The following is a 21,242-nucleotide window of genomic DNA, read 5'->3' on the forward strand; positions in this document are numbered from 1 at the left end:
GCTACAGACGTTCGAAAAATGTAATGAGATTATTGTCCGGATCCAGGACGCCGAAATCGCGGACCCCCCATGGCCGGTCGCTCAGTTTCGCACGGGGATGCAAGATGCCCATGGGCTCAATTTCGTGATAAAGTTCGTCAACGCCTTCTACGCCGATCTGGCAGCTGGCCGTCCCGGCAATAAACGATTCGGCGCCTGAAACGACCGGCGATGAAGCGGTGCGGGCACGCCAGCTTTCATCGCTTGCAGCCCAAAGATGAATGCGGACATCGTTGCGCAGAAGAACCGCGAAGCCGTCTTCCTGGTGGACGATCGTGAAACCAAGGTTATCGCGATAAAAGTCAGCGCTGAGCGCAACGTTCCTTACAGGCAGGGCAGGGATAGCTTGCAGCATTTTCATCTGGATCCCCCCATTAAACTCTTCTCGTACTGCGATTACTTCACCACGCTCACTGCAGTTTCCTGCTTTAGCGAGAAGGCCGGTGATTAACGATTCAAGACGGGAACATATTTCAACGCGGCACCGTCTGTAAAAGAAATAGGAAAGGGGCTGACCGACCATACCTGCCAAGCGGAAAATGTTCATGCTGCTGCTTGTCGCTGCCGCCACCGCATTCGCCTCGGCTTGTACCAACGTCGTGGACGATGCAGCCAAGCGGAACGCCAACACCGTTCAGTCGAACGAGGGCGGGCAGACCGGGACTGCGCCTGAAGCAACGGAAACGGACCAACCCGGGAAGGATGCTGCTCAGGGCGCTTCGGGGCAATCTGAGGAATCCAGGGAATCTGGCATGAATAAGCAATTTCTGTTCGCCGACATTCCCGAATACGACGGCACGAACGAAATAAGCATAACTTTGGACGGCAAGGAAACGAAAGCGGCGTTCCAAACCGATCCGATCAATTCCCCGTTCGGTTTCTTCATTCCTTCTGTTCTGGAACGACAAGATTTTGAAGATGGATCCGAATGGAGCTTCGAGTCACGAAACCGTCTTACGCTGCTGAAGTTCGACCAATTCGGAGTCAACGAAAGCGAATTGAAGCGAACCAATGACCTCTTGCTTCCGTATGCCGAATACGTCGGATCGCAGCCGGAAGGCGGCGACAGCAGCGCGGTCATGACAAGCTATTTTGCCTTCGATTACAACGGCGAGAAGTACGGCATTTGCTTCCGTTATTTCAAGGACGATGAGCAGCGCGCCGTTCCGCTCTTTTTGGAGGTTATCCGCACGATCCGTCACGTCACGCTCCCCTAAAACCACAGACCAACGACCATTAACGGCCATTAACGACGATTGAAAAGACCGCGGCTTCGCGGTCTTGCCCGTTTTTTCTCCGTATGACAGCCTGAATCAACGCGAGCGGACACAGAATCCGCTATATCCGTCTAATCACTCATTTTTTGCCTAAATACGGACTGACGATCCGTTATTGGCTGTGAATCTTCTCAAATTGACTTAAGAATGATCAAATAACGGCTTCTCTGTCCGCGAATATTGCATGTAAGCGATCACAGCACGAAATAACGGCCTGACGGTCCAACTGCTTTGTTGATTGTAAGGTCTACCGCTCTTATTGCCCCTGAACTTTATCCAATCTCTGGTTCATAAATAATTCTGATAAAACCAATAAGTTAACCTGAAAAAAGTCGTTGACAAGGACACGGGCCTGCTGGTATTATTTCCACATAACCGACTAAACAAGTAGGAATTTAAGTTTTTTGTGACCGGACCAACCGGAGCAGGAGCGGAGATTCGATTGTTTGGCAACAAACAAGGGGTGTGTTAAAAAATGAAAAAATGGAATTTGATTCGTTCGTTTGCCGTCCTGCTGATCTTCTCGCTCGCTCTTACAGCATGCGGCTCCGCCGGCTCGAATACGAACAAATCCGCGGGAAGCGGTACAACAGAACAAAACAGCTCCGCAACCACTGAAACGACAGCCGACAATACCTCCGAGGCGAAACCGCCGGTCGAACTGCTTAACGTCTCTTACGATCCTACACGGGAATTATATGTTTCCTTTAACGAAGCATTCGCAGCTTATTGGAAAAATAAAACGGGCCAAGATGTGACGATCAAGCAATCGCACGGCGGCTCGGGCAAACAGAGCTTGTCGGTCATCGGCGGCCTGAAGGCAGACGTCGTGACGCTGGCGCTCGGGTACGATATCGATGCGATCGCGGACAAAGGGCTGCTGAACGCCGATTGGCAGACGAAGTTCGATCTGAACAGCTCGCCGTATACGTCAACAATCGTATTCCTCGTCCGCAAGGGCAACCCGAAAGGCATTAAGGACTGGGGCGATTTGGTCAAGCCCGGTGTGCAGGTCATTACCCCGAACCCGAAAACGTCGGGCGGCGCCCGCTGGAACTACTTGGCCGCATGGGGATATGCGCAGAAGCAGGACAACAACGATGAAGCGAAGACGCTTGATTTCATCAAGAAGCTGTTCAAAAACGTACCGGTGCTCGATTCCGGCGCGCGCGGCGCAACGACGACGTTCACCGAACGCGGCATCGGCGATGTGCTGCTCGCCTGGGAGAATGAAGCGTTCCTGTCCCAGAAGGAGCTTGGCGACAAATTCGAAATCGTCTATCCTTCCGTCAGTATTTTAGCCGAGCCTCCGGTTGCCGTCGTCGACAAGGTGGTCGATCAGAAAGGCACTCGCGAAGTAGCCGAAGCGTACCTGGAATATTTATACACCGAAGAAGGGCAGACGATCGCCGCCGAGAACTTCTACCGTCCGACGCTGCAATCCGTCGCCGACAAATTCAAGGATCAATTCAAGCAGCTTGACTTGCTGACGATCGACAAAGACTTTGGCGGCTGGGCCGAAGCGCAGAAGAAGCATTTTGCGGACGGCGGCACATTTGATCAGATTTATCAGCCGGGATCGTAAGCCGGCGGAAGATGAGGAGCTGACTTCACATGAAAGGTTCCCGAGCGAAGAGCGTCCTTCCGGGCTTCGGATTGTCGATGGGAATTACGGTGTTTTACCTTTGCGTCATGGTGCTCATTCCGCTGTCTTGCGTCTTTCTCAAGACAGCGGAGCTCAGCTGGAGCGAGTTCTGGCAGACGGTTACGAATCCGCGCGTCGTGGCTTCGTTCCGGATCAGCTTTGTGACCTCTTTTATCGCCGCTTTCATTAATTTATTTTTCGGACTCATTATCGCCTGGGTGCTCGTCCGTTACCGCTTTCCGGGGAAAAAGATCGTCGACGCGCTCGTTGATCTGCCGTTTGCGCTGCCGACCGCTGTGGCGGGCGTGGCGCTCACCACAATCTATGCGCCAAACGGCTGGATCGGCAAGCTGATGGAGCCGCTCGGATTCAAGATCGCTTTTACGCCGCTTGGCATTACAATTGCGCTGATGTTTATCGGACTGCCGTTTATCATCCGGACCGTGCAGCCGGTGCTGCAGGATATGGAGCAGGAAACGGAAGAGGCCGCGGTCATGCTGGGCGCGTACCGCTGGAGGACGTTCCGCAAAGTGGTGCTGCCCGAGCTTGTGCCGGCGCTGCTGACCGGCTTTGCGCTCGCCTTCGCCAGAGGCGTCGGCGAGTACGGCTCGGTCGTCTTCATTTCCGGCAACATGCCGATGAAGACGGAAATTGCGCCGCTGCTCATCATGTCGCAGCTGGAGCAGTTCGAATACGGCAAAGCGACGGCGATCGCGCTTGTCATGCTTGTCATTTCGTTTCTCATGCTGCTCGTGATCAATATGGTGCAGTGGCGGGTCAACCGGCGCGTCGCCGCCAGCTGAAATTCGCTTTAAACATGATTTGTTTTGGTCAAAACTGAAGGAGGCTGAAATATGGCCGGAGCCGTCACCGTCCGTTTGTCGGAAGAAGCTTCGCACAGGCCGAAGCATATTACCGAATCGGGCCCCGTAAAGTGGCTGCTGATTGGAATCGCGTTTCTGTTCCTGACTCTTATCGTTATCCTGCCGCTTATTACCGTCATTACGGAATCGTTCAAAAAAGGCGTCGACGTCTATTTCGCCGCCCTGCAGGACCCGGACGCGCTGGCGGCGCTGAAGCTGACGCTGCTCGTCGCCGGCATCGCCGTACCGCTCAATACGATCTTTGGCGTAGCGGCGGCGTGGCTGATCGCGAAATTTCCGTTCCGCGGCAAAAACACGCTGCTGACTCTGATCGATTTGCCGTTTTCGGTATCTCCGGTTATCGCCGGCCTGGTGTTCGTGCTGCTGTTCGGGGCGCAGGGATATTTGGGACCGTGGCTTGACGAGCGCAACATCCAGATTGTCTTTGCCGTCCCCGGCATCGTGCTGGCCACCATTTTCGTTACGTTTCCGTTTGTCGCCCGGGAGCTCGTCCCGCTCATGCAGGCGCAAGGGACGCAGGACGAGGAGGCGGCGGCAAGCTTGGGCGCGGGAGGCTGGCAAATTTTTTGGCGGGTGACGCTGCCTAATATTAAGTGGGGGCTGCTGTACGGCGTCATCTTGTGTAACGCCCGCGCCATGGGCGAGTTCGGCGCCGTGTCGGTCGTGTCGGGGCATATTCGCGGAGAGACGAACACGCTGCCGCTGCATATCGAAATTTTATATAACGAATATGCCTTCTCCGCCTCGTTCGCGGTCGCATCGCTGCTGATGCTGCTGGCGCTGCTGACGCTGGCCGTGAAAGGGTTCGTGGAATGGAGAACCGCCGCGCTGGGGCGGAATACAACAAAATCGGAGGGATAGCATATGGCAAAACCGCTGGAAATTGATGAGGCTTGGATCGACCGGATCGCCGACCAGGTGAATGGTCTGGAGTACGGTTCGGTACTGATCACGGTGCATGACGGACGCATAGTGCAGATTGACCGGACGGAGCGCAAGCGTTACGACGCCGCTGCCCTTACCCGTCAGGAAAACTCCGCTTCAGCGAAATAATGCAAGAAGCCCGTCCGTTGATGGAACAAAAGATGAAAACTAAACCGTTGAAACCGAAAATCCCTGCCGCTTCCAGGAAGCTCCGGCAGGGATTTTTTTTACAGCCCGAATCGGTCATGTATTACATGAAGTAAGTATTTTTCGTTTTCCATTCTTTAAGCTTGATCGACAACCAAAAAGAATAGATGCCTAAAGTTACAATCGTAAGCAAAAACCATTTGATCCACTGTCCAAACAGACTAATCGCCGTTCCTTCAAAACGGAGCCGCCGCCCCTCTATAACGGTGTGCTCGATTTCCCATTTGTAAATCATCGTGATGCTCCAAGGATAACAAATGCCAAATGTGATGATCGTAACAAACCAACCGGCAATGTATAGACCGATGAGTTGTCGGAGCTTCCCGTCAAAATAGGATTGAATCTCCAGTCTGGCTGGCTGTGGCGCAGCATCATTGACGCTTGCCATATTGAAGCTCATTCAACCTCCGCCCTTCTCCCTTGATTTCCGTAATTTGATTCGACTTCCGGGACTAATTTCCTGCAAAAAACGAATGAAACAAGAAAAATCCCCACTAGCCGTGCCAGCGGGTATTCATCCGTGCGACCTTTGGTCGATTGCTTTGCTCTTATGAACTTGTCACTTCCACCCATTTAACGAACACTTCGGTAAGCTTTTGTTTCTTGGCTTGCACATCATTCATGTCGGTCAATTTAACGATCGCTCTGTCAACAGAAACTCGGCGCATTCCATTTTATGTGTTCGGTAATTTGGCTATTTGCACTTAAAATGATTTTTCGAAACTCCTCTATTTCCTGCTTCAGAGATGTTCGAGATGATTCATGAATTCCATGACTTGTTGATGACCGGATAATTTCATTGATTGCTTGCCTCCTGAGAACTTAAGGAACATTGATCGATTGTCATTCGATTCGAAATTCAACAATGAAGTTAACCGATTGATGCAGCAAAAAAAGAAAGCGGTTACGGAAACGGTGACTAATAGGTGAAGGTTAACAGGTCTGAGCAGGGGATCAGGAGATCAAGTACTTGATCACGACGGCAGCGGCAAACACGATAATCATAAAAGCGGACATACCGACGGCGCCCATCATGAGATCGCCCAAATCATCGCGCGGCTCCTCGTTCACATGCTCGCGCGGATCGCGGACATTAGCGTTATCCATCGAACATACCTCCCCGGGACGCGGTCCAACGACTGGAGCGACTCTCCCGTCTTTGCCGCCATCCGTAAATGGTTGATCTACAGCTACAGTATACCCAACTTACCCGGAATCTGTAAACGGCGGCTTTGGCCGGCAGCCTGATTTGACCCAGGCGATTGCCGAGCTCGTTTACAGCAGGTGATGAGAGTTGATGCTGGCGGGATACCGAACGCTTGCTCCCTGTGCTAAAATAAGTGTGAGGCGTTTAAGACGTTTTGAAAGAAAGGTGGTCGGTGAAACGAAAGATGGACACGATTCGGGGCAAGCTTGCGCTGCTTCCGGACCAGCCGGGCTGTTACTTGATGAAGAACGGGGAAGGCGACATCATATATGTCGGCAAGGCGAAGGTTCTCAAAAACCGCGTCCGGTCTTATTTTAACGGTACCCATAACGGGAAAACACAGCGGCTTGTTTCGGAAATCCGCGATTTTGAATATATCGTCACCTCCAGCAACATGGAGGCGCTTATTCTGGAATGCAACCTGATCAAAAAATATCATCCGCGGTACAACGTGCTGTTAAAGGATGACAAGTCGTTTCCTTATATTAAAATTACGAATGAAACCCACCCGCGACTGGAAGTGACGCGGCGCATCGTGAAGGATAAAGGCAAATATTTCGGTCCGTACCCGAATGCGTTCGCCGCCCAGCAGACGAAGAAGCTGCTGGATCGGCTGTACCCGCTGCGCAAATGCAAAAGCCTCCCGGACAAAGTGTGCCTGTACTATCATATGGGCCAATGCGTCGCCCCGTGCGAGTTCGAGGTGGAGCCGGGAACGTACGAAGCGATGGTGCAGGAGATCAGCCGTTTCTTGAACGGCGGCCACGATGAGGTGAAGGCGGAGCTGCAACGCAAGATGGAAGCGGCGGCGGAATCGCTGGAATTCGAGCGGGCGAAGGAATACCGGGATCAAATGACGGCGATCGACGCGGTGATGGAAAAGCAAAAAATTACGCTGGCCGACGCGATGGACCGGGATGTGTTCGGCTACGCCGTGGACAAAGGCTGGATGTGCGTGCAAATTTTGTACATGCGCCAAGGCAAGCTGATCGGACGCCATGCGTCTTCCTTTCCTTATTACGGGGAGGCGTACGACGATTTCATCACGTTCGTGACGCAGTATTACAGCGACAACCCGGCGCTGCCGAAGGAAATTTTGCTGCCGGCTCCGCAAGAGGAGCAAGGCGGAGCGGCAGCTTCGGTGTCGGGATCCGGCGCGTATGGCGAGGCGAGTGACGGCGCCCGGGAGCGGGAGCATGCGGCCGCTGCAGCCGCGGAACCCAGAGCGAATGCCGAGTCCAGTGGCGATGCAAGGGAGCATGCGGCCGCTTCGGCCGCTCCCGCGGCGGAAGGCGGGGCGGAACCGGCCGCACCGAATGAGGGCGATGAATCCGCGGGAATAGCTTCCCCAGCCGAGGAAGAACATGCCCCCGGTTCCCATGCCGATGATGTCCGTTCCACGCTGCAGTCGTGGCTGAAAGTAAAGGTATACATGCCGCAGCGTGGACGGAAGCGGGAAGTGGTCGCGATGGCGGTCGACAACGCGAAGGTGACGCTCGACGAGAAGTTCCGGCTGATCGAACGGGACGAGGAGCGGAGCGTGAAAGCGTCGGGCGGTCTGGCCCGTTACTTGGGGCTGGAGACGATCCGCCGCATCGAAGCGTTCGACAACTCCAACATTCAAGGGACGAACCCGGTATCGGCAATGGTCGTCTTCACCGACGGCAAGCCGGACCGCAAGGAATACCGCAAATACAAGGTGCGCACGGTGCAGGGGCCCGACGATTATGAAACGATGCGGGAAGTGATCCGCCGCCGGTACGAGCGGGTGCTCAAGGAAGGGCTGGAGATGCCCGACCTGATCGTCGTGGACGGCGGCAAAGGCCAAATTTCCGCCGCCATCGACGTGCTGGAAAATGAACTGGGCCTCTATTTGCCCGTTTGCGGCCTTGTGAAGGACGCCAAGCACAAGACGGCCCAGCTGATGACGGGAGACCCGCCGGAGGCGGTGCCGCTGCCGCGCGACAGCCAGGAATTTTATTTGCTGCAGCGCATCCAGGACGAGGTGCACCGCTTTGCCATCTCGTTTCACCGCGAGCAGCGCGGCAAATCGATGGTGGCGTCCCGGCTCGACGCCATCCCCGGCATCGGGGAGAAGCGGCGCAAGCTGCTGCTTAAGCATTTCGGCTCGCTCAAAAAAATTCGCGAGGCGTCCATCGAGGACTTCCGTCCGCTGTCGATCGGCGACAAGCTGGCGGCGCAAATTTTGGAGGCGCTGAACGAAGAGGAATAGGCAACGCGGAGTCGGAGGTCCTTTCCTCGTTAAACCTGCAACGGTGCAGAGAATACCTGTAACAGAGTGGTGGAGGTTTTTCGACCGAAATTGCATGTCTTGAGAGAATACCTGCGATTGTGCAGGTATTATCGATCGAAATCGCATGAATAGAGAAAATGCCTGCGATGGTGCAGGAATTACGGGCTACAATGGTCTGAACGTGAGATCGGGTCAACAATAAAAGCACTTTTGCAGGAATTTTATCGTAATCAATAAATAAAATGAAAAAAGATGTACGAACGCATCATTTTCAACAATCACCCCTTCGTTCAAAGCGATAAAGCCGAACGAACCGGCCAAGGATAGCCCCTTGATCGGTTCGTTTTTCGCTTTTGAAGCGGAAAAACTTGATTGATACGACTCAAAGCCTGATTATGGGACAGCCCCGTTCGTTTTGTAATTGTGATTTGGCGATTCGCTCCGGATTGGGTAGATTGGACGATTTTGCGATGTGATTGATAATTTGCTATCGGCTTTGCGACGCACCGCCGTTATTTGATGGACGTATTAAAGGATACCCTGATGAAGACGGCCTTGGGAGGGTTACGCGATCGTGGGGCTGCCCGTCCGACTTCCGCTGTATTTGCGCAGCAGCCAGGCGACTCCGACAGGAGCCAAAATATAGACGATGCCTGCGATGATGTCGCGGACCGAGCCCAGGAAGAACAGCGAGCTCGACATCAGGACGCTGTCCATAATGGCGTGTGTGAAGACCGCGGTAATAAACCCGTACCGGAGGAAAATAAAACTGAACAGCAGCCCGAGCAGCGTCACCTCGATCAGGCGCGTCGTCGACGGATAGATCGGGTAAGTAACATGTCCAAGCGCCCAAATAACGGTCGGAATAAGCGAGGCGACGAACGGGCTGCGCAGCCATTTGCGCATCAAGCCGATACCGAACAGACGATATACGGCTTCTTCCTGGATCGCGGCACACCACGCCAGCAGCGGCAGCAGGAAGGGATAAGCGAAGTTATAGGTGGACTGCGTCACGTCGGTCGTCGACCAGGCGCCGGTCGTCTGCTGGAGGACGATCAAAACAACCGATTGCAAACCCATCACAATGAAAGCAAAAATATAGGCCAGCTTCATGCTGTTCCAGACGACGCTGCCGTAATCGGATTCGCCCGCTCTCGGCCACAGGCTTCTCCCCATAGCGCGCCACAGCCCGTCTCCCGCGACGAGAGAGAAGTAACAGGAAGCGCCGAGCAGCAGCGTTATTCCCATCGTGACGGTCACCGCAATGATCGCGTACAGTTCGGCATTTAGACTTTCGCCCATGCTGGCGCGGATGCCGTCCATCATGTTCAAGTTGTTCACGACATAAAAGGCGAGGAAAATCGCACTGATCAGCCAGCCCCTTTTGAAGGAGGTATGTTTCCGGTACAGCGCCGCATAAACAATCGCGAGAATGAACAGGACGGCGCTCAGCAGCAGGCTGCCGCCGATCGAAAGAAGATCGGCGAGGCGGTCCTGACGCTTCACGTAGGCAACGTATTCCGACGGAACGTTGAATACCGGCTCATACCGGGTAACGAGTACCGAGCCGGAAGCCGTCTGCTGCGCCCGGATATGCAGCTGCAGCTTTGCTTGGCCGATCATGCCGTCTTTCGGCTTCAGAACCTGTACGCTTGGATCGCCGCCCGCTTCGGCGATTTCAAGCTCGGAAGCGGTGAAGCCTCTGTTCAGCGCTTCCGAGCGGGCAGCTCTCAGCAGCTTGCTGCCGGTAAGGGTTGTATTTGTATTCCGCTCCAGCGCGAACAGATGCCAGCCGACGACGGTTCCTTTCGTCATATGTATATAAATATAGGCGGTTTCTCCATTGCCCAGTTCGGCCGCAATCTGAAACGTGTCGGTAGGGAAACGATCCTCGTATTTCTCTGCGAAATCATCCAGCAGCCCCTCTCTGGACAAATATCCGTAAAAAACGCTGTCCGACTGGTAAACGGCATGCGTGCGCACGACGGCTTGTCCGAACTGGAGGCCGGCGAACGCGGCAGCTTTCAGCTCGGCGGAAGATTTGGAGATCGTCTTCCCGGTTGTGCCCGTAAAGAAGCTGTCCGCCGTCGAAGGGAGGATTTGGATCAATACGAACAGAATCGCTCCGATAATTCCAATCCAGAAATAACGTTTAATATCCGCTTGCAGACGATTGTGCTGCATGTCATTCCTCCTAAAGGTTTTGCCGGAGGCAAAACCACTTCGTAAGATTAAGCTTAGGTTTTGCCGGAGGCAAAACCACTTCGTAAGATTAAGCTTAGGTTTTGCCGGAGGCAAAACCACTTCGTAAGATTAAGCTTAGGTTTTGCCGTCGGTTTTCGTGCAAACGATGCTTTTTTACCTTATCATAAGATCTGTGAATTTATCCAATTTCATTAGCTGATGACAACCGTTTAAAACTTGTTAAGATGGGAGAACGTGTCCAAGATGAAAGAGTTGAGAAAGCGGGGGATTTGGGATTGGTCGCCGCCGCGTGTTTTGTCCGCAGGATTTGTTATGATCATTTTGTTGGGAGGGCTGCTGCTTTCTCTGCCTTATGCTTCAGCTGACGGCGAAGGGACAAACCTGCTGGATGCGATATTCACGGCGACTTCGGCCACCTGTGTGACCGGACTCGTTGTGGTGGATACCGGAACGCATTATTCCGTGGCGGGCCAGATCGTCATTATGCTGCTGATCCAAACCGGCGGCCTTGGCTTCATGACGATGACGACGCTGTTCGCTCTTGTTATACGAAAGCGCATTTCCTATAAGGAGAGGCTTATTCTTCAAGAAGCGATGAACCAGCAAAGTATGGAAGGCATTGTGCGGCTCATCCGCAAAGTTATTTTTTATTCGCTGTCGATCGAATTAACAGGGGCGCTTCTTTATGCGATCCGCTTCGCCGCCGATATGCCGCTCGGGAGGGCGGCTTATCTCGGTCTGTTCCACGGCATATCGATGTTTAACAATGCCGGGTTCGATCTGTTCGGCGATTTCCGCAGCTTGACGGGGTATGTGAACGACCCTGCCGTCAATATCATTACGATGCTGCTAATTGTGCTGGGCGGACTTGGTTTTGTCGTATTGTCCGATCTGCTCCATTTCCGCGGAATCAGGAAGCTGTCGCTTCATTCCAAAGTGGTGCTGTCGATGACGGGCGTTCTTATTGTGACGGGAGCCGCGGTCATTTTTCTGTTCGAATTTTCAAATGCGAGGACGCTTGGTTCGCTCGGGCCGGGCGGCAAAGTATTGGCGGCTTTTTTCCAATCCGTCACCACGAGAACGGCCGGCGCCAATACGGTCGATATCGGGGCGTTAAGGCAGGGAACGGTCTTTTTCATGATTATTCTCATGTTTATCGGCGCTTCGCCGGGATCGACGGGCGGGGGGATCAAGACGACAACGTTTATGACGCTGATCGGAGCGGCGATTGCGATGATGAGAGGCAGGGAAGACGTCGTGTTGTTCCGTTACCGGCTCGAGCGGGGGCGGATTTACAAAGCGCTTACTCTTACGATTCTGTCGCTGGGGCTCGTCATTGCCGTCACCATGATATTGTGTACGACGGAGGACCGGGATTTTCTGCGAATTCTGTTTGAAACGACCTCCGCTTTCGGAACGGTCGGTTTGTCCACGGGCATCACGTCCACATTAACCCCAGTCGGCAAAATTATGATCTGCCTGACGATGTTTGCCGGACGGCTCGGCCCGATGACGCTTGCTTATGCGCTTGGACCGAAAGCGGAGAAGGAGTTGTACCGTCATCCGGAAGGCAAAATTATTATCGGATAGACGGTTTTACAGATCGGGCCGCAGGCTGCCGCGGAAGCTGTGCGCGGCAGTTTCCGCGATCCAGCGTCTGACCGAAGGCAGCAGCCCCTCCGAATTGCTGTAGATAAGGGACGTCGTCCTTTTGGACTCCGCCAGCTCCGGAATGGAGACGACCGTAAGGTCGTTGTCTGCAAGAAGCTGCGGACGCAGGTAGGATTCGGGAAGAAGTGTGCACGCCCGGCACGTCTGAAGCAGCCGCAAAATCGCTTCGAACGAATCGATTTCCATCCGCACATCCGGCTGCAGATGATATTTTTCGAACAGCTCGTCCGTCAAAATCCGGTACCACGTCCCTTTGGAAAACAAAATCATCGGCATGCCGCTCAGGTCGCCGATCGATTGATAATTTTTTTCGGCCACGAGCCGGTTGCGCGGAACGACCAGCTGCAGGTGATCGTCGAAGAGCGGGACGCAAGTGAGCTGCGGATCGTCGATGACGGAAGCGACCAGGCCGAGGCCGATTTTTTTCTCTCGTACCAGCGTGACGATTTCGTGCGTTTTCCCTGTAACCGCTTTAATATCGATTTCCGGATGGCTGTTCGTCAGCGCCTGAATGAAATCCGGCAGCGTCGTCTGCAGCGTCGTCAGGCTTGCTCCCACAGTCAGCAGCGAGCGGCCCGTCGTCATGAATTCTCCGAGCGTCCGCAAATAGCGGCGGTTCAGCCGGCGCAGTTCCACGGCATATTCGTATGTCAGTTCGCCCGCACGCGTCAGCTCAAGCCGCTTGCCGATCCGCCGGAACAATTTGACGCCGAGCTCTTCTTCCATCTTGCCGATTTTTCGCGATAAAGCGGGCTGGGACAAGTTGAGCAGGGCGGAAGCTTTGTTCATGCTGGATTGTTCGACGACCGCAGCGAATACATGCATTTCTTCGAGCATAATGCCAATCATCTCCTGCTATTTGTTATGCGCAGCGGTTATAAGAGCTAATAAAAAATAAGCAATTCCATTATAAGCCTAAAAGGAGTAGGATGGGAACTGTGACTGAAATGTGTCAAGGGGGCATGCCGATAAATGTCACGATTTGTTGACGCTGTTCGGGGCCGGGAGTAAAATAAAACAGATTTGGTAGCGCATGCATGACAAAGTCTGGAAAGGGGAACGCACAAGTTATGACAGGAAATTCGTATTTTGCGCGCAAGTTTCACTCCTTGCTTGGGGTGATCCCGCTCGGCTTGTTCATTATTGAACATGCCATCACGAACTACACCGCGTTCGAAGGCGGACCGGAAGGGTTTGAGGCGAGCGTAAAATTTTTGAACGGACTCCCGCTCGTCTGGTTTCTGGAAATCTTCGGGATATTTCTGCCGCTGCTTTATCACGGGATTTACGGTCTTTATGTGGCGTACCAGTCCAACTGGAACAACAGCCGCTTCGCTTACGGCCGCAACTGGGCGTTTACGCTGCAGCGGATTACGGGGATCATCACCTTCATCTTTTTGATCTGGCACATTTTCGATACGCGCTTTCAAGTTGCCGTCGGCAATTTGACGCATGAGCAGCTCGGCGCCCATATGCACGACATTTTCACCAATCCGGTGACGGTTGTCCTGTACTGCATCGGCGTTCTTTCGGCCGTGTTCCATTTCAGCAACGGCATGTGGTCGTTTCTTGTAAGCTGGGGCATTACGGTAGGACCGCGCGCGCAGCGGATTTCTTCTTATATCTGGATGGCGGTGTTTGTTCTCGTATCGGCGCTGTTCCTGCTTTCGCTTGCGGCGTTTACGGGAAGCGATTTCGCGGAGACGGCATCGTCTGTTACCGCTTTCATTCCGATCGGCTAACAGAAAGAGGCGGCTTACGCTTTCGAAGTGTTTTTGCATTCGCAAAAACTAAGCTTATGCTTTCGAAGTGTTTTTGCATTCGCAAAAACTTAAGGAGGATATCGAGATGGCAAAAAATAATATTATCGTCGTCGGAGGCGGTCTCGCAGGCTTGATGGCGACTGTCAAAGCGGCGGAAGCGGGCGTACACGTCGATTTGTTCTCCCTTGTCCCGGTCAAGCGCTCCCACTCCGTATGCGCGCAGGGCGGCATTAACGGGGCGGTGAATACGAAAGGGGAAGGCGACTCTCCTTGGCTTCATTTTGACGATACGGTATACGGGGGCGACTTCCTTGCGAACCAGCCGCCGGTCAAAGCGATGTGCGACGCGGCGCCCGGAATCATTCACCTGATGGACCGGATGGGCGTCATGTTCAGCCGCACGCCGGAAGGCCTGCTTGATTTCCGCCGGTTCGGCGGCACGAAATTCCACCGCACCGCGTTCGCGGGGGCAACGACCGGCCAGCAGCTGCTGTACGCGCTGGACGAGCAGGTGCGCCGCTGGGAAGCGGCGGGGCTCGTCACGAAGTACGAGCATTGGGAGTTCCTTGGCGCCGTTATGGACGACGACGGGGTTTGCCGCGGCATTTCCGCGCAAAGCCTGCGCACGATGGAAGTGCATGCGATGAAGGCGGATGCCGTCATACTGGCAACGGGCGGACCCGGCATCATTTTCGGCAAAACGACGAACTCCGTCATTAACACGGGGACGGCGGCGAGCGCCGTTTACCAGCAGGGCGTCCATTACGCCAACGGCGAGATGATCCAGATTCATCCGACAGCCATTCCCGGCGACGACAAAAACCGGCTTATGTCCGAATCGGCGCGCGGCGAAGGAGGCCGGATCTGGACGTATAAAGACGGCAAACCGTGGTACTTCCTGGAGGAAAAATATCCGGCTTACGGCAACCTCGTGCCGCGCGACATTGCGACTCGCGAAATTTTTTCCGTTTGCGTCGACCAGAAGCTCGGCATTAACGGTGAAAATATGGTTTATCTCGATCTGTCGCACAAAGATCCGAAGGAGTTGGACGTCAAGCTCGGCGGCATCATCGAAATTTACGAGAAGTTCGTCGGCGACGATCCGCGCAAGCTGCCGATGAAAATTTTCCCGGCGGTCCACTATTCGATGGGCGGCATGTGGGTCGACTACAACCAGATGACCAACATTCCCGGCCTGTTCGCCTGCGGCGAATGCGAATACCAGTATCACGGCGCGAACCGGCTGGGCGCAAACTCGCTGCTGTCGGCCATTTTCGGAGGAATGGTTACCGGGCCGAAAGCCGTCGAATATATTAAAGGGCTCAAAAAGTCGGCGGAAGACATTTCTTCCTCCGTCTACGACCGCGAGATTAAGCGTCATACCGAGAAGTACGAAAGCATCCTTGGCTTGGACGGAACCGAGAACGCCTATGTGTTGCACAAAGAGCTGGGCGAGTGGATGACGAACAATATGACGGTCGTGCGTTTCAACAAGCGTCTGGAAGAGACGATCGGCAAAATCAAGGAACTGAAGCAGCGGTACACGAAGATCAACATTAACGATACTGCGCGCTGGAACAACGCCGGTGTGGCGTTTACCCGCCAGCTCTGGAACATGCTGGAGCTTGCCGAGGCGATGACGGTCGGAGCGCTGCTGCGCGACGAAAGCCGCGGCGCCCACTACAAGCCGGAGTTTCCGGAGCGCGACGACGACCGATTCCTGAAGACGACGATTGCGAAGTGGACGCCGGAAGGTCCGCAAATTTCGTACGAAGAAGTGGACGTCTCGCTTATTCCTCCGCGCAAACGCGACTATTCGGGCTCTCATTAATCCGTGTGAAAGAAAGGAGAATGAACATGGCTGAAACGACTACGGCAGCGAAAACAATCAAGCTGATCATTTCCCGGCAGGATGCTCCGGATAAGCAGCCCTATACGGAAGAGTTCGAAATCCCTTACCGTTCCGGCATGAATGTCATCAGCGCGCTGATGGAAATCCAGCGCAACCCGACGAAAGCCGACGGGCAAAAGACGACCCCGGTCTGCTGGGAGTCCAATTGTCTCGAGGAAGTGTGCGGCGCGTGCTCCATGGTGATCAACGGCAAGCCGCGCCAGGCGTGCAGCGCCCTGATCGACAAGCTGGAGCAGCCGGTCCGCGTCGAGCCGATGCGCACGTTCCCGGTTGTGCGCGATCTCGTTATTGACCGCGAGCGGATGTTTAACGCGCTTAAGCGCGTGAAAGCGTGGATTCCGATCGATGGAACGTACGATCTCGGTCCCGGTCCGCGGCTCGCGGAAACGAAGCGGCAGTGGGCCTACGAGCTGTCCAAGTGCATGACGTGCGGCGTTTGTCTGGAAGCTTGTCCGAACGTGAACGACCGCAGCAGCTTCATCGGTCCGGCAGCGATCTCGCAGGTGCGCCTGTTTAACACCCATCCGACGGGCGAAATGAACAAGGACGAGCGGCTGGAGGCGCTGATGGAAGACGGCGGCATCGAAGGCTGCGGCAACTCGCAGAACTGCGTCCGCTCCTGCCCGAAAGGCATTCCGCTGACGACCTCGATTGCGGCGATCAACAAAGACACGACCAAGCAGCTGTTCAAGAAATGGCTTGGCGTTTAATCGAAGCATTTAGCCCTTCCCGGCGAGCGGGAAGGGCTTTCTTTTTTAGGTGCAGTCGGAGCGGGAGCGGGTTTTCCGCCTCGTTTTTGTTTAGTTATGGCCGCAGGGTTTGGGAGAATCTTGAGGTAGGGGGAGTCTTCGAGCAGTGAACGGAAGCGAACGCCTTATGAAACTGGCCTAAGGAATCGTAAAACAGTTATTTCAGGAATAATGAGATTTCTTGAGCGGTAACGAACCCTACAATCATTATTTCATAAAAAAACAACCCAACCGAGTCGATCGGAATCGAATAGTGAATCTCCGGTTCGTTAGAGATTGGAACAGGTTCAATATGTACAAATAACGATGGCTCGGTTCGTTAGCCAATATCATCAGCATTCATAACTCGCTTGCCAAGGAATCCATCGTTTCGGTCGGTCAGCCTCAGGATTATCCGTATTTGTACTCATATAACAAAGGATTACAGGCTTTTTTAGGTGCAGTTGGAGCATCTTTGTGCTGTCAATGAAATCATGACGATGAATTTCTCGTTTACTGGAATTGATCATATTCAATTGGCAGCTCCTGAAGGCTGCGAAACGGCGGCAAGAAGTTTTTTTGCAGAATTGCTAGGCTGGGCTGAAATTCCGAAACCCGAAAACTTAAGAAAGCGCGCCGGGGTTTGGTTTCAGTGCGGACAGCATCAAGTTCATATCGGGGTTCAGAACGATTTTGTTCCTGCCGCAAAAGCACATCCGGCGTTTCAAGTCGTACAGCTGGATCATCTTCGTCAGCATTTAATCAGTCAAAATATACAAGTGACGGATGACGATGCGAGAAAACGACGAGGGCGTTAAACGATTCTACATAAACGACCCGTTCGGCAATCGTCTTGAATTTCTTGAATGGTTCTAAAATCTGCTTCCTACCGGGAAGCCAAAGGGCTGAAAAGTTTGTTTTCACGACCTGAAACGATCCCAAGCGAACATAAAAAAACCGATAGGTGCGCGCTCCGGCTTCACCGTACAATGAAATGGAAAAAAGATAGCGCATAAACAACCGGCAATCCTCTGTTTGGACCCGGATATCGAAGCGGAGTATTCCCCTTTCAGGAGTGAAAGCGATCCATGCATAATGACCTGCAAACCAAGCAAGGCACGCGGCAGGCCGCGGAGCAAAGCTTGTTCGCGCCGGCGCTGCTCGTGATGTACGCGGATACGTTTATGATAGCGGTCGGTTTTTTTATGTTCGTACCGATACTCGGCTATTATTTTATTAATGAACTGGGCTGGAGCGCCGCCTTGTCGGGAGGCGTGCTGGCAATTAGCGGCGTTACGCAGCAGGGCTTCAAATTTCTGTGCGGCGTCTTTGCCGACCGGATCGGCTACAAGCGGGCGATCTTGCTAGGGCTCGTGACGCGGGTCGCCGGCTTTGCGCTATACGGGGCGGTGTCCGATCCGGCCGGCTATGCGGCGGCGGCATTCCTTTCCGGCCTGGGCGGCGCACTGTTCCATCCGGCCAGCTATGCCGCTTATGTGCGATTAACCGGTCCGGCCGGCAAAAGCCGCATCTTCGCCATCAGGGAGATGCTCAGCAATACCGGCTTTATTGTCGGTCCGATCGTTGGCATGTACCTGCTTGGTTTCAACTTTCGGACTGTCAGCTTCACGGCTGCAGGCCTGTTCGCGGCAACAGCAGTTCTCTCCTGGCTGCTCCTGCCGGCTATGGAGAGGCGCTCGAGCGTGGACGGCGCTCTGCTGCGGGTGCTGCGCAGGATAATTCGAGACCGTACATTCCTGCTTTTTAACGGGCTGCAAATGGGCGTATGGGCGCTGAACTCGCAGTTGTATCTAGCCGTTCCTGTGCAGGCGGAGTCCGCGCTGTCCGATCCTGCTTCCATAGTCTATCTGTACACGGCGGGAGCGGTGTTCATGGTGCTGTTCCAACTGCCCCTCATCCGGCTGCTAAATGAACGTTGCCCGTCCAACCGGATTTTGGCGTGCGGCACGCTGATCCTCGGGATTGGCTTGTTTTCGCTCGGTTTTGCAACAAGCGGTCCGCTTCTCCTGTTGTCGGTGCTGATCTTCATGCTTGGACAAATGATCGTCGTGCCGACACTGAATCAGATCATATCGGACTTTGCGGACGAACGCGATTTTGCCTCGTATTTCGGCTTCTCCGGCATCGGGCTTGCGATCGGCGGCTTCCTCGGCAGCAGCGGGGCCGGTTACTTATATGATTTGGCTTCACAGCACCCCGAGCATCCGTTCTTCGCATGGCTGCCGTGGGCCGCGCATCTGCTGCTGGCTGCACTTTTATTCGGCGGGCTTCTCGCAATCGGCAAGCGGATTCGGGCTTAAAAAAACACAAGACGCTTAAAGCGATTCCATTGTTGCGTTTGCGATAAAAATATAGGATTGAAAGTAAGCGATTTCAAAGCTGATTTAAGGAGGAAAGGACGATGCCGCAAATCACGATCAAAATGTACGAGGGACGCACGCAGGCGCAAAAGAATGAAATTGTCGAAGTATTCACACGGGAGCTCTCCCGAATCATCGACCGGGAACCGAAGCACATCCACATTCATTTCGACGAAATCGAGATTGATGAGAACGCGCCGGACAATCTGAAGAAGAAGAGGTGAGTTCCCACATGGCCGGAAAAATCAGCACCGCAGGCTACAGCTCCGTTATTCCGACCGTCAGGAAAAACAGGCTGCTCGGGTTTATGTGGAAATACAAGGCGCTGTACTTCATCTCCATTCCCGGCATCCTTTATTTTCTGATCTTCAAGTACGTTCCTCTGGCGGGCTCGGTCATCGCTTTTCAGAACTACAATCTGTTTAAGGGCATTTCCGGCAGCCCGTGGGTCGGGCTCGAGCATTTTCAAAGGATGTTCTCGCATTACGACTTCCTGAACATTCTGAAGAACACGCTGCTTCTGGGCATATACGACATCGCATTCGCCTTTACCGCACCGATTATTCTTGCGCTCCTGCTGAACGAGGTGCGGCTTATGCTCTACAAAAAAATCGTGCAGACGATCATCTACGCGCCGCATTTTTTGTCATGGGTAATTGTAAGCGGTATCTTCGTTGGCATTCTTTCGCCATCGTCCGGGATCGTCAATGTGATGCTCGGATGGATCGGCATCGATCCGATCTATTTCCTCGGAGAAGAATCGTATATTCGCAGCATCCTCGTCGGTTCCGGCTTGTGGCGCGATGTAGGCTGGGGCACGATCATTTACCTGGCTGCGCTCGCGGGCATTCATCCGGATTTGTATGAAGCGGCCGAGATTGACGGAGCGGGGCGTTGGAAGCAGACGTTTAGCATTACACTGCCTTCCCTGCTGCCGGTTATTACCATACTGTTCCTTTTGAAAATCGGCGATTTTCTGGATTACGGCTTCGAGCGCGTCTTCGTCTTCCAAAATCCTCTTAATCTGCGCAACAGTGAAATTCTCGACACTTATATTTACAAGGCGGGTTTAAGACAGATGCAGTACAGCTATGCCACGGCAATCGGGCTGTTCAAATCGGTAGTCGGTCTGTTTCTGCTCGTCATTGCGAATACGCTGAGCAAGAAAGCGACCGGGGAATCACTCTATTAAGGGGATGACAAAAGTGGAAATATATGGTAGTATTAGCCGCAGGGCGTTTCTTATTTCCAACTACGCTTTCTTAACGCTGCTGTCTTTAATCATGTTCCTGCCGTTTATGAACGTAATCGCCCAGTCGCTAAGCAGCCCGGGCGCGATCGAACGCGGGGAGGTGATGTTCTGGCCGATCGAATGGACAACTCAATATTACCAGTACGTGTTCCAAGATATAGCGATATGGAGAGCGTTCGGTATCTCCGTCTATATTACGGTGCTGGGCACGCTCATCAATCTGGCCGCCACCGCATCGCTTGCTTATCCGCTGTCGAGACCGGAATACGTCGGCAGGCGCACGCTTCTTATTTTCATCATGCTCACGATGATTTTCAGCGCGCCGCTCATTCCGCAGTTCATCCTGATGCGCGAGCTCGGCCTCGTCAACACGCTTTGGGCACTGATGATCCCGACTGCAATCAGCGCATTCAACCTGTTCGTGCTGCGCTCGTTCTTCATGCAGCTGCCCAGCGAAATTATCGATTCCGCCCGCATCGACGGCTGCGGAGAGCCGCGCATCCTGTGGAACATCGTATTGCCGCTGTCGAAGCCGGCGCTCGCCACGATCGGCATATTTTATTCGGTGACGAACTGGAACAAGTATATGGACGCGCTGTATTATATTAATGACAGGCAGTTGTATCCGCTGCAGGTAAAGCTGCGCGAGCTTCTGATTACCGACGATCTGACCGACACCGGCAACCTCGCCTTCGAAGTGACCTCCCAGTCGGTGCAAGGCGTGCAGATGGCCGTCATTTTGGTGGCTACGGTTCCGATCATCATGATATATCCGTTTCTGCAGCGCTTTTTCATCAAAGGCATGCTGATCGGCTCGATAAAGTCGTAGCCCGAACGAATCGGCAAACGCACCCTCATTCACTGGATTCTGGGCCGATAACCTTTTGAAATGA

At 53.7% G+C, this 21,242-nt stretch carries 19 protein-coding genes and 1 pseudogene; 15 read left to right on the forward strand and 5 right to left on the reverse strand.

What is annotated here, in order from left to right; all coding sequences use genetic code 11:
• Position 1: 1 nt before the first annotated feature.
• A complete protein-coding gene (locus tag VN24_RS16030; protein WP_045671208.1) occupies positions 2-400 on the reverse strand; it encodes a bleomycin resistance protein in 399 nt (132 codons plus the stop codon).
• Between the two features lie 184 nt (positions 401-584).
• On the opposite strand from VN24_RS16030, the gene VN24_RS16035 reads away from it, so the two are divergent.
• From VN24_RS16035 to VN24_RS16055, 5 genes are all read left to right on the forward strand, one after another.
• A complete protein-coding gene (locus tag VN24_RS16035) occupies positions 585-1,256 on the forward strand; it encodes a hypothetical protein (RefSeq protein ID WP_148505260.1) in 672 nt (223 codons plus the stop codon).
• Positions 1,257-1,791: 535 nt separating this feature from the next.
• On the forward strand, positions 1,792-2,901 hold the full coding sequence (locus VN24_RS16040) for a sulfate ABC transporter substrate-binding protein (protein WP_045671210.1): 1,110 nt from the start codon (positions 1,792-1,794) through the stop codon (positions 2,899-2,901).
• Between the two features lie 29 nt (positions 2,902-2,930).
• Entirely contained in the window at positions 2,931-3,764 is an 834-nt protein-coding gene (gene cysT / locus VN24_RS16045; RefSeq protein WP_045671211.1) for a sulfate ABC transporter permease subunit CysT, read from the forward strand.
• 51 nt (positions 3,765-3,815) lie between these two features.
• Complete coding sequence (gene cysW, locus VN24_RS16050; protein ID WP_045671212.1) at positions 3,816-4,706, forward strand: sulfate ABC transporter permease subunit CysW; 891 nt, start codon at positions 3,816-3,818, stop codon at positions 4,704-4,706.
• 3 nt (positions 4,707-4,709) lie between these two features.
• Positions 4,710-4,898 carry a YezD family protein gene (locus VN24_RS16055; RefSeq protein ID WP_045671213.1) on the forward strand — a complete coding sequence of 63 codons (189 nt, stop codon included), beginning with the start codon at positions 4,710-4,712 and terminating at the stop codon, positions 4,896-4,898.
• 121 nt (positions 4,899-5,019) lie between these two features.
• On the opposite strand, the gene VN24_RS16060 is transcribed toward VN24_RS16055, so the two are convergent.
• Together VN24_RS16060 and VN24_RS27425 are read right to left on the reverse strand one after the other, a co-directional pair.
• Positions 5,020-5,364: a DUF898 family protein gene (locus VN24_RS16060; protein ID WP_045673378.1), complete on the reverse strand. Its 345-nt coding sequence runs from the start codon at positions 5,362-5,364 to the stop codon at positions 5,020-5,022.
• Between the two features lie 566 nt (positions 5,365-5,930).
• Complete coding sequence (locus tag VN24_RS27425; protein WP_148505262.1) at positions 5,931-6,083, reverse strand: YqzM family protein; 153 nt, start codon at positions 6,081-6,083, stop codon at positions 5,931-5,933.
• A gap of 284 nt (positions 6,084-6,367) precedes the next feature.
• Here VN24_RS27425 and uvrC point away from each other — a divergent pair, with 284 nt between their 5' ends.
• Positions 6,368-8,416 (forward strand): excinuclease ABC subunit UvrC, encoded by a 2,049-nt coding sequence (uvrC, locus tag VN24_RS16065; protein WP_045671214.1) that lies wholly within the window; start codon positions 6,368-6,370, stop codon positions 8,414-8,416.
• Positions 8,417-9,001: 585 nt separating this feature from the next.
• Here uvrC and VN24_RS16070 read toward each other — a convergent pair.
• Positions 9,002-10,621, reverse strand: coding sequence for a CPBP family intramembrane glutamic endopeptidase (locus VN24_RS16070; protein WP_045671215.1), 1,620 nt, complete (start codon positions 10,619-10,621; stop codon positions 9,002-9,004).
• A gap of 264 nt (positions 10,622-10,885) precedes the next feature.
• On the opposite strand from VN24_RS16070, the gene VN24_RS16075 reads away from it, so the two are divergent.
• A complete protein-coding gene (locus VN24_RS16075; protein ID WP_045671216.1) occupies positions 10,886-12,232 on the forward strand; it encodes a TrkH family potassium uptake protein in 1,347 nt (448 codons plus the stop codon).
• 6 nt (positions 12,233-12,238) lie between these two features.
• On the opposite strand, the gene VN24_RS16080 is transcribed toward VN24_RS16075, so the two are convergent.
• Positions 12,239-13,150, reverse strand: a complete 912-nt coding sequence (locus tag VN24_RS16080) for a LysR family transcriptional regulator (protein ID WP_045671217.1) — start codon at positions 13,148-13,150, stop codon at positions 12,239-12,241.
• A gap of 233 nt (positions 13,151-13,383) precedes the next feature.
• On the opposite strand from VN24_RS16080, the gene VN24_RS16085 reads away from it, so the two are divergent.
• The 8 genes and pseudogenes from VN24_RS16085 to VN24_RS16120 all read left to right on the forward strand — a co-directional run bounded on the left by VN24_RS16085 (position 13,384) and on the right by VN24_RS16120 (position 21,178).
• On the forward strand, positions 13,384-14,055 hold the full coding sequence (locus VN24_RS16085) for a succinate dehydrogenase cytochrome b558 subunit (protein ID WP_045671218.1): 672 nt from the start codon (positions 13,384-13,386) through the stop codon (positions 14,053-14,055).
• Positions 14,056-14,161: 106 nt separating this feature from the next.
• Complete coding sequence (gene sdhA, locus VN24_RS16090) at positions 14,162-15,907, forward strand: succinate dehydrogenase flavoprotein subunit (protein WP_045671219.1); 1,746 nt, start codon at positions 14,162-14,164, stop codon at positions 15,905-15,907.
• Between the two features lie 26 nt (positions 15,908-15,933).
• Positions 15,934-16,698 carry a succinate dehydrogenase iron-sulfur subunit gene (sdhB, locus tag VN24_RS16095; RefSeq protein WP_045671220.1) on the forward strand — a complete coding sequence of 255 codons (765 nt, stop codon included), beginning with the start codon at positions 15,934-15,936 and terminating at the stop codon, positions 16,696-16,698.
• A gap of 518 nt (positions 16,699-17,216) precedes the next feature.
• Positions 17,217-17,592: pseudogene (locus VN24_RS16100) on the forward strand (VOC family protein).
• 212 nt (positions 17,593-17,804) lie between these two features.
• A complete protein-coding gene (locus VN24_RS16105; RefSeq protein WP_045671221.1) occupies positions 17,805-19,037 on the forward strand; it encodes an MDR family MFS transporter in 1,233 nt (410 codons plus the stop codon).
• 101 nt (positions 19,038-19,138) lie between these two features.
• Positions 19,139-19,321 (forward strand): tautomerase family protein, encoded by a 183-nt coding sequence (locus VN24_RS16110; RefSeq protein WP_045671222.1) that lies wholly within the window; start codon positions 19,139-19,141, stop codon positions 19,319-19,321.
• A gap of 8 nt (positions 19,322-19,329) precedes the next feature.
• Positions 19,330-20,289, forward strand: coding sequence for an ABC transporter permease (locus tag VN24_RS16115; RefSeq protein WP_045671223.1), 960 nt, complete (start codon positions 19,330-19,332; stop codon positions 20,287-20,289).
• A 4-nt stretch (positions 20,290-20,293) separates the two neighbouring features.
• The gene (locus tag VN24_RS16120; protein ID WP_045671224.1) at positions 20,294-21,178 is read left to right on the forward strand and encodes a carbohydrate ABC transporter permease; all 885 of its coding nucleotides are present in this window, start codon (positions 20,294-20,296) and stop codon (positions 21,176-21,178) included.
• Positions 21,179-21,242: the final 64 nt, after the last annotated feature.

The organism is Paenibacillus beijingensis, from assembly GCF_000961095.1.
Taxonomy (GTDB): Bacteria; Bacillota; Bacilli; order Paenibacillales; family Paenibacillaceae; genus Paenibacillus_O; species Paenibacillus_O beijingensis.